The organism is Amycolatopsis bartoniae (genome assembly GCF_014191255.1).
GTDB classification, from domain to species: domain Bacteria; phylum Actinomycetota; class Actinomycetes; order Mycobacteriales; family Pseudonocardiaceae; genus Amycolatopsis_E; species Amycolatopsis_E bartoniae.
This window is the reverse complement of sequence record NZ_JACHWH010000002.1, coordinates 550,822-568,823: the sequence shown is the minus strand read 5'-3', so window position 1 is coordinate 568,823 and position 18,002 is coordinate 550,822. Positions and strand designations below refer to the sequence as shown.

The following is an 18,002-nucleotide window of genomic DNA, read 5'->3' as shown; positions in this document are numbered from 1 at the left end:
CAGACTGCTGGACATGCGGACAGTTGTCATCGGATCGGGAATCGCGGGCGCGAGCGCCGCCTACCAGCTGGCGCGCCGGGGCGCGGACGTCGTGGTGGTGGACGCGGCGCGGACGGGTGTGGCGACGGCGGCCGGGGCCGGAATCGTGTGCCCGTGGACCTCGCGGGCGGGAGAGGAGCACTACAGCGCGGCGGGCGCCGCGGCCGCGTACTACCGCAGGCTCGTCGAGGAGCTGGCCGAGGACGGGGTGACGGACTCGTCGTTCGAGGTCGTCGGCGGCATGGTCGTCTCGGCGGACGAGCGAGAGCTGGACGAGGCGTTCGCGAGGGTCAGCGCCCGCGCGACTCCCGAGGTGGGCGACGTGCGTCGCCTGGACCCGGCACAGGCGCGCGAGTTGTTCCCCGCGCTGGCGCCGGAGCTGGGCGCGGTGCACGTGGCGGGTGGCGCTCGCGTCGACGGACGGCGTCTGCGTGAGGTGTTGCTGACGGCGGCAAGTCGTTACGGCGCCGAGCAGGTGCCGGGGCGGGCGGAGCTGTCGTCGGCCGGCGAGTTGCGCGTGGACGGTTCGCGGTGGGAGGCGGATCGCGTCGTGGTGGCGGCGGGGGCGTGGAGCGGGGAGCTGGTGGCGCCGCTCGGGGTGTCGTTGGGGGTCGCGCCGCAGCGTGGGCAGATCAGCCACTTCGAGCTGCCGGGGGTGGAGACGGGTTCTTGGCCGGTGGTGCTACCGGTGTCGAGCCACTACCTGCTCGCGTTTCCCGGTTCTCGCGTGGTGGCGGGCGCGACGCGGGAGACGGGTTCGGGGTTCGACTACCGCGTGACGGCAGCGGGGCAGCGTGAGGTGCTGGAGAACGCGCTGAGCGTGGCGCCGGGCCTCGCGGACGCGACGCTGCTCGAAACGCGCGTCGGCTTCCGTCCGGCGTCCGAGGACGATCTCCCGCTGCTCGGCCCGCTGCCCGGGCGGCCGGAGGTGTTGGTGGCGACGGCTTTCGGCGCGGGAGGTCTGACGCTCGCGCCTTTCGCGGGAATGCTGATCGCGGAGTTGGCGCTGGGGGAGGAGCCTTCGTTCGACCTCGGACCGTATGCGCCGGGCCGGTTCGACCGCTGAGGTCAGTGCGCGATGACCAGGTCGATCTCGTGCTCGCCGGTGCGCTTGACGTCGTACCCCGCCTTCGAGGCCACCCGGAGCAGTCCCTCCACAGTGGACGGTTCGCGCGCGGTCTTCGCGAGTGTGGCGGCGAGCTGTCCTTTGTAGGCCTTGTTGTGGTGGCTGATCGTCTTGCCGCCGGCGGTGACCACGCGCACGACGACCGCGTCCGGAATGCGCGCGAGCGCGGCGTAGGCGCCGGAGCGAAGGTCGACGACCAGCTCGTCCAGGCCGGCGAGGACCGGCTCCAGCGCGGGGCGCCAGAGGGGGCGCAAGGCGCCGAGCGAGGGGAGTGAGCTGCCGCCGGAGAGCCGGTAGGCGGGGATACGGTCGTCTCCTCGCGCGATGCCGAACAGCGCCGACGCGACGGCGAGGCGTCGTTCCGCCTTGGCGAGCTGGGTCTTCGTGAAGCTGCCGATGTCGAGCGCGTCGTAGAGGACGCCGGTATAGCGCTCCAGCGCGGGGAGCGTCGGTGACGTCCACAGCGCGGCGTTGCGGGCGACCTCGTCCTCCTGCCGCGGGGACAGGCCGAGGGCGTCGAGGCTGGCGGGGACGTCGGCGGTGAGCTCGACAAGGGCGTCGGCGAGCTTCCGGCGGACGGGGTTCAGCTCGGGATAGGACAGTGCGTCGAGATCGAGCGGCGGCCCGTCACCGCCGGGGGCCTTGGTCTCCGAAGGGGGCAGCAGCACGAGCACGTCAAGCAGGTTAACGGTTCACGGAAAATCGGTGGGACAGGTGTCCGGTGGCTCTTACGCTGGGCCGGGTGAACTGGACGTGGCGGGCTCTTTCGGTTGAGGACGCCGGTGCCATCGCGGAGCTGCTGCACGCGGCCGAAGCGGTGGAGCCGACGCATGAGCACTACAGCGTGGACGACGTGCGTGAGGAGCTGACCGCGCCGAACGTCCGCTTGCCCGACGGCAGCACGTCCGCGTGGGACAGCGGACGGCTGATCGGGTACGCGATGGCAGTGCCGCGGGAGGAGGCGAACCCGGAGCACCGGATGCGCGTGGAGCTGCAGGTGCATCCCGAGTGCCGGGAGCTGGGGAAGCCGCTGATCGAGTGGCTACTGGCGACGGCGCCGAAGCTGCACTCGCAGACGTTCCCGCAGGCGCCGCTGGAGCTGCACGCCCGAAGCCACGAGAACCAGCGATGGTACGCGGCCCTACTGACCGAGGCGGGTTTCACCCGCTCCCGCTCCTTCGCGACGATGCGAGCCGATCTTCGAGGCGCGGGTTTCGGTCCGGATTCTGGCGGGGCGGCTCTAGTCAGGGCGGGTCTCGGTCTGGATTCCAGCGCGGCGGCTCTCGGGAGGGCGGGTCTCGGTCCGGCTTCCAGCGCGGCGGATCTCGGCCCGGGGGGTTCTGACGGTGCGGCTCTCGACCCGGGGGAGTCCAGTTTGGCGGATCTGGCCCCGGCGGACATCGGTAGAGCGGATCTCGGCCCGGCGGAGCTGGGCAGGGCGGAGCTGGGCAGGGCGGATCTCGGTCCGATGGGTCCGGGGGCGGCGGCTCTCGGCCCGGTAGGTTCCGGCGCAGCGGATTCCAGCCCGGTGAATTCCGGTCCGCCGGATCTAGGCCCGGTGGATACCGGCAGGGCGGGTCTCGGTCCGGATTCCGGCGGTGCGGATCTCGGCCCGGGGGAGTCCAGTCTGGCGGATCTGGGCATGGCGGACATCGGCAGGGCGGATTTCGGTCCGGCAGATCTGGCCAGGGCGGATCTCGGCCCGGCGGGTTCCGGCGCGGCGGTCGTGCCGCACGAACTGCCCGCGGACCTGCGCTTGGCCGGTTACGCCCCGGAGCACGAGGAAGCGACCCGCCTGGCGTTGAACGAGGCGTTCCGCGGTCATTGGGGCATGGCGGCGTACTCACCCGAGCTGTTCCGGCACCGGGTGACCGGCAGCCCAGTCTTCCGCCCGGAGTCGTCGTTCCTGCTTCTCTCGGATGCTGGCGAAGTCGCCTCGTTCGTGTTGTCGGCCTTCTACGAGTCAGATGCCGAAGCGACGGGCGTGCGTGAGCTGCAGGTCTCCTACGTCGGAACCCGCGCTGCGTCACGAGGGCGAGGCGTGGCAACGGCGCTGCTGGCGCACACGCTGAGAGTGGCCCGTGAGCAGGGCTACGAGCGCGCGGCACTGGGCGTCGACGAGAGCAACGCCCACAACGCACTGAACATTTACCGGCGCGTGGGCTTCGAAGTGTCCGACCGTCAACATGCCTACATCCGGCGGATACCGTAACCGCACGGGCTGGTGTACCCCCGGTCGCGTCACCGCACCGGGTTGCCGGCCGAAGTGATTAGTGCCGAGTCCCTGCCGCACCGATCGGGCAGCGGTGTGCGCTCTCAGGTCGCTCAGTGGGCCGTTGGTTGTCGGGCTGCGGACCCGCGCTGGTGGGTGCACGCCGGTTGTCACCTTGTGGACCCGCACCGGCAGGACCAGTCCCGTCGGCCGGTGTCGCGCGGTGGTGGAGCGCCGCTCGGCGAGCCACGCGAGCCGTCGGGCAGCTGGTCCTCAGCGGCTGGGGCAGTCGCGTCGGCCGGGCGGCCGCTCTGCCGACCGGGTGGGTCGAATGGGCACGCCGCGAGGTGCCGTCCGAGTGCTCGGCCCGCTGGACCGCTGAAGCTGAGCTCCGTGGGCCGAGACAGGCCGGGCACCACGGCGAGGATTCACCGCGAACGAGCCCAATCCGGGGCGGATCGGTCTTGATGATCTTGCTCGGTCGCCTGTCCCCCGGTCAGCGGGGGTGAGGCCGGTGCCGCCGCGGATCGGTCACTGCTTTACTTCACTCATGGAACCCAGTGGGTCACTGACGCTCCGGTATGCCGTCGCGACCGATGTCGGCCAGCGGCGGGATGCGAACGAGGACTCGGTCTTCACCAGCTCACGGCTGCTCGCCGTCGCCGACGGCATGGGGGGCCACGTCGCGGGCGAGGTCGCCAGCTCGACCGCGATCGCCGCGATCACCGACCTCGACCAGCGCCTTGCCGACTCCGACGTGGACCCCGCCGAGGTCCTGGCGGAGACCGTGGCCGACGCGGCCCAGCGGCTGACCGCGCTGGCCGAGGAGGACCCCGCGCTCCAGGGCATGGGCACCACCATGACCACCCTGCTCTGGCGCGGCAAGGAGTTCGTCGTGGCGCACGTCGGTGACTCCCGCGCCTACCGCCTCCGCGAGGGCGAGCTGGAGCAGATCACGCGCGACCACACGGTGGTCCAGGAACTGGTCGACCAGGGCCGGATCACGCCGGAAGCCGCCATGACCCACCCCAGCCGGTCGGTGCTCACGCGAGCACTGCAGAGCGGCGGCCAGGTCGAGCCGGATGTGTTCGTGGTCGAGGCCCACCCCGGCGACCGATACCTCATCTGCTCCGACGGTCTGTCCGACGTCCTCCCACCCGAGCTGATCGCGGAGACCCTGAGGCAGGTCACCGACCCGGACGAGGTCGTGCAGAAGCTCGTCGAGCTGGCCAACGCCGGCGGCGGTCCGGACAACATCACGTGCGTGGTCGCGGACGTGAGCTGACCTGGTCGCTGCCTCGCTCGCAGGCGGGGAACAGGTGGTCCGCGCCGAGATCCGCCAGTCACCACACGACCGGGTGAGGCTTGGCCGGTCATGAGCATCCGCTCAATCGCGCGCGGGCACGACCAGAGGTCCTACTGCCGGAGGTCTCGGCCCCACCTGACTGCTCGGCTGCGCCGCGTTGTCTCGACCGGCAGCCTCGCTGAGTAGCCGTACAGACCAGCGTGAAGCGAACCAACGGTCACAGGCCGCCCTTGTCGAAGGGTTCACGTGCTCGTGAGCAAGCGGTTGGCCTGCACGCGGCAACGGCTTCCTCCTCGATTCAATGGATCATCCCAACCTCCCGGCGGTAGGGTGCGCGGCGTGATCGACGCCGAGCCGGAACACGTCTGTCCCCGCCCGCAACTGGTCCGGCAGGGCTGGATCGACCTGTGCGGGCAGTGGGGATTTGCTTTCGACGACGAAGACCGGGGCCGCACTGGTCGCTGGTACGACGACGCCGCCGCGTTCGACCGGAGCATCCTCGTCCCGTACCCGCCGGAGTCGCAGCTGTCCGGTATCCATGCTCCGCAACCGCACGCCGTGGTCTGGTATCGGCACGAGTTCGATGCTCCGCCGCTGCCGCCCGGTCACCGGATGCTCCTGCACTTCGGCGCGGTCGACTACCGGGCTTCCGTGTGGATCAACGGGATCCTGGTGGGTGAGCACGAAGGTGGGCAAACTCCTTTCTCGTTCGATATAACCGAAACGCTTCAACGCGACCGCCAGTCCATTGTGATCCGAGCTGAAGACCAGCCGGCCGATGTCGCACAACCTCGCGGCAAGCAGGACTGGCGTCCCGAGCCGCACGAAATCTGGTACCACCGCACCACCGGCATCTGGCAGCCGGTGTGGGCCGAGGTCGTACCGGAACTCCACCTCACCGAACTGCACTGGACACCTGATGTCGTCCGGACCTCGGTGACGTGCGAGGGCACGCTCTCACGCGCAGGCGCCACTGTGCGCGTCGTCCTCCGGCACGACGACGAGGTCCTCGCCGATCAGTCCGTCCGCGTCGACAGCACCAGGTTCCAGTTCGAGGTCACGATTCCCGCCCTGCGCCACGGACAGGCACGCAACCGCCTGCTGTGGTCTCCCGAGAACCCAGTGCTCATCGACGCCACCGTGACTACGCGACCCGACCAAGGACCAGGCGACGAGGTCAGCAGCTACCTCGGTCTCCGGGACGTGGGCGTCGCAGACGGCCGGTTCCTGTTGAACCACGTGCCCTACTACCCCCGGATGGTCCTCGAACAGGGTTACTGGCCCGAGTCCCACCTCGCCGCCCCGGACGCTCAAGCCCTCCGCCGCGAAGTCGAGCTGGTGAAGGAACTCGGCTTCAACGGGGTGCGGGTGCACCAGAAGGCTGAGGACCCGCGGTTCCTCTACTGGTGCGACCGCCTCGGCTTACTGGTCTGGGGCGAGACCGCGAACGCCTACGAGTTCGGACCGACCGCCGTCGAGCGGCTGACCCAGGAGTGGCTCGAAATCGTGCGTCGCGACCGCAGCCACCCCTGCATCGTCACCTGGGTTCCCCTCAACGAGAGTTGGGGCGTATCCGACATCGCATCCTCTGCTTCCCAGGAGCATTTCGCTCGCTCGCTCTACCACCTCACCAAGGCCATCGACCCGGCTCGCCCCGTCATTTCCAACGACGGCTGGGAAACTCCGGACGACTCCGACGTGTACGGGATCCACGACTACGCGCCCACAGGTTCCTCCCTTCGTTCTCGTTACGGTGGTTCCACTGCGATACAAGAAACTCTTGCCTCGGGTCGCCCAGGTGGGCGGAGGCTTGTGCTCGGCGTCGTCGACGTCGATCGGCCGGTGATGCTGACCGAGTTCGGCGGTCTCACCTACGCCCCCGCGGAAGGTGAGAACTGGTTCGGCTATTCGACCGTGACCGACGGCGCTGACCTCGTCCGAAAGCTCGACGACCTGGTCACGGCCGTTCTCGACTCGCCGGCACTCGCCGGGTTCTGCTACACCCAGCTGACCGACACCGAGCAGGAACGCAACGGACTCCTCACCGCCGACCGCTCACCCAAGGCCGATCCGGCGGAAATCCGGGCAGTGTTGACGAAGCCAACGAAGGCGCTGCCTGGCGACGAACTCCGGTACCACCGGGAAAACTCACTCGATCAGTATTAGCCATCCCTCCTCGCTCAGTGACTCGTGTGCGGAAAGACGGTCTCCGCCGGCGGCGCCCCCAGTAAGCCGCCGGAGGAGACCCGCGGGTGCACCCGTTTCGGGGCGGAAGGTGCACCCGCGGGCGGGGGCTGCGCTCAGGCAGTCCCCGGACGGACCGGCCGAGGACCGAAGTCCCCAGGAGCGACGGCCGGCCGCCACATCTGGCGTCGCCGCTAAACCGTGTCCCAGATCTGGATGGCCCGTACGACGAAGGGTGCCCGGGGAATGAACGTCCCCTTACCCGGATAGGTCGTGAAGTCGCCTTCGGTACTGCACTCGACATCCTGGTAGACGGTGATGTCACGGCTCATCTGGTTGACGAACGACCGGGCCTCGAACCCGCCGGAAAGCGGGATGCACTCCCCGGGGTTGGCTGTGCGGAGATCGATGCGCTGCACGGCGTCCGCGTAGAACTCCTTTGTCCACGCACAGAATTCGCCGCGCTCACACCCGTCGGACGGTCGTGGATCGGCCTGTGCGATACCCGATCCGCAGAACAGGCCGAGAACGGCGATGACGAGTACGCGAGGCAGATTTGCACGCAGTTTCATGTTTCTCCCCCTGAGAAGTGGTTCGCGGCACTGTGCCGCTCATGCACTCCACAATGGCGGCCCGGAAGGAGTTTGTCATCAGGCATTTCTACTTCTGTGGATAAGTAGTTTCCGCTCGCTCGATCGGGTATCAGTTATCCACAGTTTCGCCGAACGCGTTGTCCGCTCGCTGGCCTTCTGCTATCGCGCGGGCCCAGTAGATCCGCGGACCGTCAACTCAACGTCCAAAGTGGTCGGATCCGGCACCCGGTGTCCGGCGAGCAGGCGCAAAGCGATTTCTCCGGCCAATCTGCCCTTGCCGACGAGATCCTGGTGTATGGTCGTCAACTGAGGCTCCGCCCAGCGCGCCACGGGCGTGTCGTCGAAGCCCACTATGGACACATCGTCCGGTACCGAAAGTCCACGCTCCTTCGCCGCTGCCAGTGCGGCGACGGCCAGTTCGTCCGACATGCACAGCAGTGCGGTCGGTCGCTCCGGCCGGTCGAGCAGCGCTGCCGCCCCCATTTTCGCGTCGTCACGGGAAAGCCCGGAGCTTTCCCAGATTGGAACAGAGTCCGTTGAGATTCCCGCTTCTCCGAGAGTGTCCAAGTAGCCGGCAAGCCGTTCGCGGTTGTCCCGAAACCGCGACCGAGCCGCCTGTTCCGCCGTGAGCGGACCACCCCGAGGCGCCGAAAGGCATTGCGCCGAAAGGATTCCGAACCTCCGGTGACCGAGTTCGAGCAGATGCCGCGCTGCCGCGACGGCTCCGCCGCGGTCATCGGTGCTCACCCGTGCCGCGCCCGGCACCACGGGCTGGTCGATCACCACGAGCGGTAGTCCTCGCTGGCGCACCGCCCGTAGCGCCGGCGCGCCGTCGGCAAGCGAGTAGGCGACGGCGAGGTCGGCCTGCGCCGCAAGCACTCGGTCCGCACGTGGGCCGCCATCGTCGCCTCCAGGGAGAAGGAGCAGTGCGTGTCCTTCGGAGTCGACTGCGGCGCTGAGCGCGTCGAGCGTGATCGACAGAGCCGGATCGGAGAACGCCGCGGACAACCCGGTGTCGAGCATGAAGGCGATCGCTCCGCTGCGTTTCGTCGCGAGGCTGCGCGCGACCGGGTTCGGACCGGTGTAGCCGAGGCGCTTCGCCGCGCGGAGCACCTCCTCGCGCAGCTGTGCGGAGAGCTGGTCCGGACGGTTGTACGCGTTCGAGACCGTCGCCCGGGAGACGCCGACGGCGTCCGCGACGTCGTCCAGCGTCGGGCGTCGCCGACCTGTCATCGGACCAGTGTAGAAGGGTATGGATTTTCTGAAGCGCTTAAGTCAAGGTGGAGCAAGGAGGTGTCGCATGATCGGCGACCGTGTCGCGGTGTTCGTGGTGTTCGGGATCAACGGAGCTGTCTACGGCTCGTGGGCTCCCCGGGTACCCGCGTTGGCCGAGCGGCTGCACGCCGCGCCCGGCTCGCTGGGGTTGGCGCTGCTCGGATCGAGCATCGGGATGGTGCTGGCGGCGTCCATGTCGGGCCGGTTCGTCGAGCGCTTCGGCGCGCGCACCGCGATGGTGGCGGCGACACTCCTGTCCTGCGTCGTCCTGCCTTTCGTGGGCGCTGCGAGCTCCGTGCTCGCGCTCGGGTTCGTGATGTTCGGGCTGGGTTTCTCGGTCGGAGCGCTGGACGTCTCGATGAACATCGGTGCGGTCGGAGTGGAACGGCGCGCCGGGCGCGCACTCATGCCCCTCTTCCACGCCGGATTCAGCTTCGGGGGGCTGATCGCGTCGGCCGCCGCGGGACTGGCGGCGGCCCATTCCTGGTCCCCGTTCCGGCACTTCCTGGTCGCCGTGGTCGTGATCCTGGTCGCTCTCCTGGTCGTGCTGCCCGGCCTGCCGCGGGCGGCGCCGCGTACCGAGGAGACACACGCGAAGTCGCGGGTCGCCCCGATCCGGCGTCCGGTGCTGTGGCTGCTCGCCGCGATCGCCCTGTGCTCGGCGATCGCGGAAGGCGCGAGCTCGGACTGGTCGGCCTTGCTGCTGGTCACCGTGCAGCACATCGACCAGGGTGCGGCAGCACTCGCGTTCACCGGGTTCTCGCTGACCATGGCCGTGACGCGGCTCGGCGGCGCGTGGGTCCAGAACCGGTTCGGGCCGGCGAGGACGCTGGCAGCGGGGGCGATCCTCGCCGGTGTCGGGCTCGTCGTCGCGGCGGTCGTGCCGGTCGCCGCATTCGCCTACGCCGGTTTCGGACTGGCCGGAGCCGGCCTCGCCGCGTCCTTCCCGATTGCGTTGAGCCTGGCCGGAGCGGCGGGCAAGCGGGACGACGACAGCGGAGGGGAGCGGGAGATCGCGTTCGTCACCACGATCGCGTACAGCGGATTCCTCGCTGGGCCCCCTGTCGTCGGCGGTGTGGCGCAGCTGACGTCGTTGTCCGTTTCGTTCGTCGTCGTCGGACTGCTCGCCGCGCTCATCGCTCCTGCGGCCGTCGCCGCAGGTCGCGCACGTCACCGGGAGGTCACCGCGGCGGGCAACGTTCGCTGAGGCGGGCCTACCCTCGTAGCGTGGAGTCTCAAGCCCCCTCCCGGCGCAAGGTCAGTGTGCTGCCGCTGCTCGCGGTGAGCGTGATCCTCGCCGCGGTTCTCGCGGTCGCACTGCTCGTGATCTCCGGTGACGCCACGTACGTCATCGCGGGCCTGCCCGATCCGGGGGTGCTGACGCACTACGGCCTCGGGGTCGTGCGGGTCCTGGCGGACGCGGCATCGGTGGTGTGCGTCGGTTCGCTGCTCCTCGCGGCGTTCCTCGTGCCGCCGCAGTCCTCCGGCACGGTCGCGCGGGACGGGTACGCCGCACTGCGGACCGCGGGGATCGCGGCGTGGGTCTGGTTCGTGACGGCGATCGCGTCGGTGTTCTTCACCGCGGCCGACGGTGCGGGCAAGCCCGTCACCGAGATCTTCTCGCCGGTCGTCTTCGTCGACCTGATCGACGCGATCGAGCAGCCGAAGGCGTGGTTGTTCACGGCGGCGATCGCGCTCGTGGTCGCGGTCGGCTGCCGGATCGCGTTGTCGTGGGGCTGGACAGCCGTGCTGTTCTTCGTGTCCGTCGCGGGCCTGGTGCCAGTGGCGCTCACGGGGCACTCCGCAAGCGGCGGCTCGCACGACATGGCGACCAACAGCCTGCTCTACCACCTCGTCGCCGCTTCGCTCTGGGTCGGCGGCCTGTTCGCGTTGCTGGCTCACGGTTGGCGGCGAGGCGAGCACCTCACGCTCGCAGCGAGCCGGTTCTCGAAGCTCGCGCTCGTCTGCTGGATCGTGATGGCGCTTTCGGGCGTGATCAACGCACTCGTCCGGATCTCGCTCGCCGACCTCGTCACCACCGACTACGGCCTGCTCGTGCTGGCGAAGGTCGTCGCGCTGCTCGTGCTCGGGGTCTTCGGTCAGCAGCAACGGGCGCGGGGCGTGAAGGACCTGGTGGACGGGCGCGGCGGCGCGCAGCTGCTGAGGCTCGCCGCGGTCGAGTTGCTGATCATGTTCGTGACGATCGGCATCGCGACCGCGCTCGCGCGCACTCCACCGCCGGCGGACGCGGTCACCCAGCCGTCGACCACCGAGGTGCTCATCGGTTACGACCTGCCGGGTGCGCCGACGGTGCTGCGGCTGCTGTTCGACTGGCGGTTCGACCTCGTCTACGGCACGGCTGCGCTCGTCCTGGCCGGGTTGTACGTCGCCGGTGTGCGCCGGCTGCGGCGTCGCGGTGACGCGTGGCCCGTGGGCCGCACCGTCGCGTGGCTTGCCGGGTGTGCCGTGCTGTTGATCGCCACGTCCTCGGGGCTCGGGCGGTACTCGCCCGCGATGTTCAGCACCCACATGGGCGTGCACATGCTGCTGTCGATGGTGGCGCCCGTGTTGTTCGTGCTGGGCGGCCCGGTGACGCTGGCGCTGCGTGCCCTGCCGACGTCCGGAAAGGACTCCCCGCCGGGGCCACGGGAGTGGCTGCTGGCGTTCGTGCACTCGCCACTGGCCAAGGTTCTCACCCATCCGGTTGTGGCTCTGGTGTTGTTCGTCGGCTCCTTCTACGTTCTGTACTTTTCTGGACTGTTCGACAGTGCGCTCAACTACCACTGGGCACACCTTCTGATGAATGTGCACTTCCTGCTGTCGGGCTACGTCTTCTACTGGCCGGTGATCGGAGTCGACCCGGCACCGCGCCGCCTGCCGCACCTGGGCAGGCTGGGGATGATGTTCGCGGCGATGCCGTTCCACGCTTTCTTCGGCGTGATCCTGATGTCCAAGCAGACCGTCATCGGCGAGACGTTCTACCGCTCGCTGAACCTGCCGTGGGTCTCGGATCTGCTGGCCGACCAGCGTCTCGGCGGAGGAATCGCGTGGGCCTCCGGAGAACTGCCGGTGTTGCTGGTGCTCATCGCGTTGCTCGTGCAGTGGGCGCGGGCGGACGAGCGGGAGGCCAAGCGCAAGGACCGCCGCGCCGAGCAGACCGGGGACGCCGATCTGGAGGCGTACAACGCGATGCTCAAACAGCTCGCGGATCAGGGCAACCCTCGCGCCTGACCGGCGAGTTGTCCACATACCCCCAGTTGTCCACAGGCGGCGCAACTGCCCCTTCCGCCGGCCCGCCCGTCCCGGCACGCTGGTGTCACGGCAGGAAAACCGAGACACGGGAAGGGATGCGGGAGCAATGGCGCTGGGGGAGACGACGGTGACGGTTGCCGGTGTGCTGGCGACGGAACCGGAGTGCAAGCAGGTCGGCGCGGACGGGCGCGAACTGGTCGTGTTCTGGCTGCGGAGTACTGAGCGGCGGTTCGACAAGATCAAGGAGGAGTGGGTCGACGGGCGGCAGCTCTCGGTCCGGGTGAAGTGCTGGCGGCGGCTCGCCCTGGCGGTGCGGTCGACACTGCGGAAGGGAGATCCGGTCCTGGTCACGGGCCGGTTGTCCACCAGCGTGCCGAGTGGCGAAGAGCCGTACTCTCGCGCTGTACCTGAGGTTGAGGCATCGGGTGTGGGGCCAAATTTGGCGCACTACATGGCGTGGATCGACCGCGTTCCGCGGCCGGAAGCCGGCTTGGCCGGGGCGCAGGTGGGATGGGAGTCGGTGGACGGGGTCGGGAAGAAGCCGGTTGTCGAAGCGGCTGAACCGGTTCCGGTCGTCTGAACGGCCGAGGTCAGCGCAACGCGACGAGTGATGTTCGCGCCGTGAACAGGGGGTGACGCTGGGTTGCTGGATGGTGACCGCCGTTCGGGCTGGTGAAGCGCAGCTCTACGATCGACGTCATGGCCGAGTTCATCTACACCATGAAAAAGGTGCGCAAGACCGTCGGGGACAAGGTCATCCTCGACGACGTCAGCACCGCGTTCTACCCCGGCGCCAAGATCGGCGTCGTGGGGCCGAACGGTGCCGGCAAGTCCACCGTGCTGAAGATCATGGCCGGGCTCGATCAGCCGAGCAACGGGGATGCCTTCCTGCAGCCCGGGGCCTCGGTCGGCATCCTCCTCCAGGAGCCGCCGCTCAACGAGGACAAGACGGTGCGCGGCAACGTCGAGGAGGGCCTCGGCGAGATCAAGGTGAAGCTCGACCGGTTCAACGAGATCGCCGAGCAGATGGCCACCGACTACAGCGACGCGCTGATGGAGGAGATGGGCCAGCTCCAGGAGGAACTCGACCACGCCGACGCCTGGGAGCTCGACTCGCAGCTCGAGCAGGCGATGGACGCCCTGCGGTGCCCGCCGCCCGACGAGCCGGTGACCCACCTGTCCGGTGGTGAACGACGCCGGGTCGCGCTGTGCAAGCTGTTGCTCTCGAAGCCGGACCTGCTGCTGCTCGACGAGCCCACCAACCACCTGGACGCCGAAAGCGTGCTGTGGCTGGAGCAGTTCCTCGCGACCTACCCCGGCGCCGTCCTCGCGGTCACCCACGACCGGTACTTCCTGGACAACGTGGCCGAATGGATCATGGAACTCGACCGCGGCCGGGTTGTGGGCTACGAGGGCAACTACTCGACCTACCTCGAGAAGAAGCGGGAACGATTGGAGGTGCAGGGCAAGAAGGACGCGAAGCTGGCCAAGCGGCTCAAGACCGAGCTCGACTGGGTCCGTTCCAACGCCAAGGCGCGCCAGACCAAGTCCCGCGCCCGTCTGGACCGCTACGAGGAGATGGCAGCGGAGGCCGAGCGCACCCGCAAGCTGGACTTCGAGGAGATCCAGATTCCGCCGGGGCCCCGGCTGGGCAGCGTGGTGGTCGAGGTCGAGCACCTGCGCAAGGGGTTCGACGACCGCCTGCTCATCGACGACCTGTCGTTCAACCTGCCGCGCAACGGCATCGTCGGTGTCATCGGGCCGAACGGCGTCGGTAAGACCACGCTGTTCAAGACGATCGTCGGTCTGGAGAAGGCGGACTCGGGCGAGGTCAAGATCGGCGAGACGGTCAAGCTGTCCTATGTGGACCAGAACCGGGCCGGGATCGATCCGAAGAAGACGGTGTGGGAGGTCGTGTCCGACGGGCTCGACTACATCCAGGTCGGCCAGACGGAAATGCCGTCGCGCGCGTACGTCTCCGCGTTCGGGTTCAAGGGGCCGGACCAGCAGAAGCCGGCCGGGGTGCTCTCCGGTGGCGAGCGGAACCGGCTGAACCTCGCGCTCACGCTGAAGCAGGGCGGAAACCTGATCCTGCTGGACGAGCCGACCAACGACCTGGACGTCGAGACGCTGGGGTCGTTGGAGAACGCGCTCGAGCAGTTCCCCGGTTGCGCGGTGGTCATTTCGCACGACCGGTGGTTCCTCGACCGCGTGGCCACGCACATCCTGGCCTGGGAGGGTGACGACGCCAACCCGGCGAAGTGGTTCTGGTTCGAGGGCAACTTCGAGGGCTACGAGAAGAACAAGATCGACCGCATGGGAGCGGAGGCGGCCCGGCCCCACCGGGTGACTCACCGCAAGTTGACGCGCGACTGACGCACGTCCGCGAGCACGCTTGAGCCGGAACTGAAGCGGAGTCCCCATTGGCAGCCATCAAGCACGTCCGATCCAGCCCGCCCGGAGCACGAGTAGCCGGGTGGGCCGCGGCCGGTACCGGTGAGAACCATGCGATCGAGAACCTGCTGCAGCAGGCGGCTGTTCTCGGTCTGCGTGCGCCGGAGCTGACCGTGGTCTTCGGGGAGCGAGCCGCGTCGCTCGCCGAAGCCGGCGGGTCGGACGAGCTGTGGGTGCGGGCGGAGAGCCTGGTCGTCTCGGCCCGGGTCCGCCTCGGACTGCGGGCCGGGATCGTGGGACGGGCCGTCGCCGCGCTTCGCGCCGCGGAGGATCTCGGTGAGGTGGCGCTCGCCGCCGGCCTGCGGACGGACTTGGCAATCTGTGCGCGCAGTGTCGGTGTTCCGCTGACCGGGCTCGCCGCGTTGCGGCCTGCGCTCGGTATGGCGGATTTCGCTGGAGCGGGCAAGGCCGCGGCGTTGTGCCAGTTGGTGGGTTGTCTTTCGCAGTTCGGGCGCAAGCCGGAGCTCGACCGGACCCTCGCCGAGGCGGACCGCTTGTGTGGCTCGGACGATGACCTCGACGGCGACGACAGGTTGCTGGCCCGAGCGCTCGTGCGGGTGGCGATGTCGGCGCACCGGCGTCGCCACGGCGACGTCATGGGTGCTGCCGACGCCGCACGGACCGGGCTCGGCCTGCTGGAGCAGCTGGACGACCCGGACTGCGACGGCGGGGTTGTGCGCGTGCGGTTGGTCCTGCACTTGGTGTGCTCGCTGCTGGACCGCGGCGACACGGAGGTCGCCACGGAGCTGGCGGAGTCCACGTTGACGGAGCCCGAGCGAGCGGCTTCGATCGCACCGCTGGGCTGGCTCCGGATGGCGATCGCGACGCGGATCCTGCTGCCCGCAGGATCGGTGGAAGCGGCCGCAGTGACGTTGCGCGACGCGGTACACAGCACCGAGCGGCACGGGTTGCACGCCTTGACTTCGCGGCTGTGGGCGGAGCTGGCGCACGTCGAGGAACGGCTGGGACGGACGCCGGACGCGATCGAATGCCTGCACCACAGTCGTGCGGCCGAGCACCTGCACATGCGGGCTCGTCGGCAGGCGATGGGCTTGCTGTCCGGGGAGTTCGGCAACGGCGGGCACGCGACGTTGGACCTCGACGAGGTGCTCGGCGCCGACGCGAAGTCCGCCGAAGGCATGACTGCGCATGAGGCTGTCGAGGTGAGCCCTGCTGCCGAGACGAAGCGCGCCGGTTCGGGGCGGAACGGGCATGTGGTGGTGCATCCGGCCGCGGAGTCGGGCAGGCGGCGTGCGGAACAGCCGTCCGCGCCGGGCAGGCCGGTTCAGCCGGAGCCCGATGCCGCCGAGCACACCATGATCATCCCGCGCGTCGTGGTGCCGGAGGACCGCAACGCGAACGACGAGACGCGGCAATGGCTTCCGCCTCGGCGGGGCGCCGGCCAGCGCTCGGACGAAACCCCCGGGAAACGGCGAGCGGAGGAGCCGCAGCGCTCGACGGGCGCGGAGTCGGCCGGCGGACGCCGTCGGGCTGACGAGCGGCTGGTCGGGACAGAGGCCGAGTCGGTTCAGCGCTCGGCGGAAGAGCTGGGACTGGGTCAGGAGAACCGGCGCTCGGTTTCGGCAGAGGACTCGCGCCCAGGGCGAGATGAGGGGTTCGCGGCCTCGGCGGAAGAGCCGGGACTGGGGCGGGCGACGCGGCACGCGGGTCGAGCGGAAGAGGAAGAGCCGGGGCTGGGTCGGGCGCGGCGCGCGAGCCGAGCGGAAGAGCTGGGGCTGGGGCAGGGAACGCGGCGCGCGGATCGCGTGGAGGAGACGGGACCGGGACAGAAGGCCCGGCGCGCGGCTTCAACGGAGGGAACCGGACTCGGGCGGGGAGCCCGGCAGGCCGATGCCGCGGAGGAGGCTGATCTCGGGCGGGCACCCCGGCGCGCGGATCGCGCGGTGGAGTCGGATCTCGGACAGGGAGTCCGGCGCGCGGATCGGGTGGTGGAGTCGGATCTCGGACAGGGAGTCCGGCGCGCGGATCGGGTGGTGGAGTCGGATCTCGGACAGGGAGTCCGGCGCGCGGATTGGGTGGAGGAGTCGGAACTGGGGCGCGGAGCTCGGCGTGCCGGTTTGGCGGAAGAGCCGGCGTCGGGTCCGGAGAACTGGCAAGGCGCCTCGGAGACATCGGGGTCCGGGCCGAAGGTCCGGGGTGCGGGTTCGCTCGGTGAGCCGGAGTCGGGCCGGAGCGCGAACTCGGCGGAGGCCGGGGCGGCGGACGATCAGCCGACCGCGGCAAAGCCCGAGATCCGGCTGGCGCCCGTGCCGGTGGACGAACCGGCGGTGGCGGACCTGCCGCTCGCACCTCCGCCTGCTGACGAACCCGCGCCGCGGGTCTCGCTGGCGTTCGAGCGCAAGGCGGAAAGCGCTTCCTCCGCTGACGAGGCGCTCGACGAGCAGCCGAAGGTGACTACTCGGCACGACTCCGAACACGGTTCCGTCGCGGCACGATCCGTGCTGGACCGGCTGGGGATTTCGGCGGGCTCGGGCGGCGGCCGTCGCCGGGCGGCGGACGAGTCGCGAGAGACCGCGGGCGGTGTGGCGGCTACTCGGGAAACTGAGTCGCGGCGGGGCGGTGAGGCCGAGCCGGAGGAGGTGTCGGCGGGCGCCGTCTCGGACGGTGGCGAGCAGGCCGGGCTTGACGGATCGGCCGCCGCCGGTCGGCATGGTGGGGTCGGCTCGGCTCGCGCTGAGGGGGCTCGGCACGGGTCGTCTGCCCAGGCCGGGCTTGGGAGCGCGCCAAAGCAGCAGGACGGGGACTCGTTCGCCGAGGCTGGGGCTGGTCGTCGGGACAGTGAGGCTGTCGGGACTGGGCCGGATTTCAAGGACGCAGAGCCGTTTTCCGAGGCTGACTTCGGCCTGCAGGACGGAGACGCGGAGCGCGAGTCCACCCACCAGGGTGAGGCTTCCGAGCTCTCCGCCGTCGGCTCGCCTCTGCGCGGCGGTGCGGCTGAGCCGGACTCGCCTTCGGAGCTGGACTCCTCGCGGCATCGAGAGTCCGACGAGAGTTCGGCTGGGGAATCCGGGGCGGCTGCGGAGAGGGAGGACCGCCCGTTGGTCGTCAACGATCCGTGGTTGCCGCGGTTGCGGCTGCCGCCGTCGCTGGAGCCGTTCGAGGACTTCAGCGGGGAGCCTGCCTCTTCCACGTCCGAGACCCACTTCACCAGCACTCCTGCGTTCGAGGACGAGGGGCTGGGCGAGCCGTTCCGCAGCGAGTACAACGGCTCCTCCCCGCTGGACGACGACCTGCCTCCCGACGCGGGACTCGCTGACCTCCTGGCGCGCGCCCTCGCGGAGCACCAGGCGGGCACATCCAGCGCCGCGGCCTTGGTGAAGCGCCTGGGCAACCAGGGCTCGGACGAGCGCCGCCCGGTGAACGGCCACAGCCGCAACGGTGAGCGGCCGAACGGGCGCCATCGCGGTGGAGACCGCTGACGCCACAGGCGAGACGCCCGGGTCTGCGCCACGATGGAGGCCGCGGGTGGCAGCTATCGGGACCTGTGTGGGTTTGGTGCGGCGGAGACCGTGGCGGGGGCCGCGGCGGGTTGGCTGGGTG

At 69.7% G+C, this 18,002-nt stretch carries 12 protein-coding genes; 9 read left to right on the top strand and 3 right to left on the bottom strand.

Going from position 1 to position 18,002, the window contains the following annotated elements; translation table 11 throughout:
- Positions 1 to 13: 13 nt before the first annotated feature.
- Complete coding sequence (locus tag FHX82_RS14585) at positions 14 to 1,105, top strand: NAD(P)/FAD-dependent oxidoreductase (protein WP_145937491.1); 1,092 nt, start codon at positions 14 to 16, stop codon at positions 1,103 to 1,105.
- Between the two features lie 2 nt (positions 1,106 to 1,107).
- On the opposite strand, the gene yaaA is transcribed toward FHX82_RS14585, so the two are convergent.
- Entirely contained in the window at positions 1,108 to 1,839 is a 732-nt protein-coding gene (yaaA, locus tag FHX82_RS14580; protein WP_145937490.1) for a peroxide stress protein YaaA, read from the bottom strand.
- 68 nt (positions 1,840 to 1,907) lie between these two features.
- Here yaaA and FHX82_RS37695 point away from each other — a divergent pair, with 68 nt between their 5' ends.
- The 3 genes from FHX82_RS37695 to FHX82_RS14565 all read left to right on the top strand — a co-directional run bounded on the left by FHX82_RS37695 (position 1,908) and on the right by FHX82_RS14565 (position 6,849).
- The gene (locus FHX82_RS37695) at positions 1,908 to 3,377 is read left to right on the top strand and encodes a GNAT family N-acetyltransferase (protein WP_145937489.1); all 1,470 of its coding nucleotides are present in this window, start codon (positions 1,908 to 1,910) and stop codon (positions 3,375 to 3,377) included.
- 550 nt (positions 3,378 to 3,927) lie between these two features.
- A complete protein-coding gene (locus tag FHX82_RS14570) occupies positions 3,928 to 4,662 on the top strand; it encodes a Stp1/IreP family PP2C-type Ser/Thr phosphatase (protein WP_145937488.1) in 735 nt (244 codons plus the stop codon).
- A 360-nt stretch (positions 4,663 to 5,022) separates the two neighbouring features.
- Entirely contained in the window at positions 5,023 to 6,849 is a 1,827-nt protein-coding gene (locus FHX82_RS14565) for a glycoside hydrolase family 2 protein (RefSeq protein WP_145937487.1), read from the top strand.
- A 212-nt stretch (positions 6,850 to 7,061) separates the two neighbouring features.
- Here the strand turns inward: FHX82_RS14565 and FHX82_RS14560 are convergent, their stop codons facing one another.
- Both FHX82_RS14560 and FHX82_RS14555 read right to left on the bottom strand, forming a co-directional pair.
- Positions 7,062 to 7,439 (bottom strand): peptidase inhibitor family I36 protein, encoded by a 378-nt coding sequence (locus FHX82_RS14560; protein ID WP_145937486.1) that lies wholly within the window; start codon positions 7,437 to 7,439, stop codon positions 7,062 to 7,064.
- A 180-nt stretch (positions 7,440 to 7,619) separates the two neighbouring features.
- The gene (locus FHX82_RS14555; protein ID WP_145937485.1) at positions 7,620 to 8,693 is read right to left on the bottom strand and encodes a LacI family DNA-binding transcriptional regulator; all 1,074 of its coding nucleotides are present in this window, start codon (positions 8,691 to 8,693) and stop codon (positions 7,620 to 7,622) included.
- Between the two features lie 70 nt (positions 8,694 to 8,763).
- Here FHX82_RS14555 and FHX82_RS14550 point away from each other — a divergent pair, with 70 nt between their 5' ends.
- From FHX82_RS14550 to FHX82_RS14530, 5 genes are all read left to right on the top strand, one after another.
- The gene (locus FHX82_RS14550; RefSeq protein WP_183176670.1) at positions 8,764 to 9,942 is read left to right on the top strand and encodes an MFS transporter; all 1,179 of its coding nucleotides are present in this window, start codon (positions 8,764 to 8,766) and stop codon (positions 9,940 to 9,942) included.
- A gap of 20 nt (positions 9,943 to 9,962) precedes the next feature.
- Positions 9,963 to 11,966, top strand: coding sequence for a bifunctional copper resistance protein CopD/cytochrome c oxidase assembly protein (locus FHX82_RS14545; protein WP_229880905.1), 2,004 nt, complete (start codon positions 9,963 to 9,965; stop codon positions 11,964 to 11,966).
- A gap of 148 nt (positions 11,967 to 12,114) precedes the next feature.
- On the top strand, positions 12,115 to 12,567 hold the full coding sequence (locus tag FHX82_RS14540; protein WP_183176631.1) for a single-stranded DNA-binding protein: 453 nt from the start codon (positions 12,115 to 12,117) through the stop codon (positions 12,565 to 12,567).
- A 119-nt stretch (positions 12,568 to 12,686) separates the two neighbouring features.
- The gene (gene ettA / locus FHX82_RS14535) at positions 12,687 to 14,363 is read left to right on the top strand and encodes an energy-dependent translational throttle protein EttA (protein WP_145937482.1); all 1,677 of its coding nucleotides are present in this window, start codon (positions 12,687 to 12,689) and stop codon (positions 14,361 to 14,363) included.
- Positions 14,364 to 14,410: 47 nt separating this feature from the next.
- Complete coding sequence (locus FHX82_RS14530; protein ID WP_145937481.1) at positions 14,411 to 17,881, top strand: hypothetical protein; 3,471 nt, start codon at positions 14,411 to 14,413, stop codon at positions 17,879 to 17,881.
- Positions 17,882 to 18,002: the final 121 nt, after the last annotated feature.

What these genes read in the sequence shown, in the direction of transcription:
- FHX82_RS14585 (WP_145937491.1), top strand. Translation starts at nt 14, where the DNA reads ATGCGGACAGTTGTCATCGGATCGGGAATCGCGGGCGCGAGCGCCGCC.
- FHX82_RS14570 (WP_145937488.1), top strand. Translation starts at nt 3,928, where the DNA reads ATGGAACCCAGTGGGTCACTGACGCTCCGGTATGCCGTCGCGACCGAT.
- FHX82_RS14560 (WP_145937486.1), bottom strand. Translation starts at nt 7,439, where the DNA reads ATGAAACTGCGTGCAAATCTGCCTCGCGTACTCGTCATCGCCGTTCTC.
- FHX82_RS14555 (WP_145937485.1), bottom strand. Translation starts at nt 8,693, where the DNA reads ATGACAGGTCGGCGACGCCCGACGCTGGACGACGTCGCGGACGCCGTC.
- ettA (WP_145937482.1), top strand. Translation starts at nt 12,687, where the DNA reads ATGGCCGAGTTCATCTACACCATGAAAAAGGTGCGCAAGACCGTCGGG.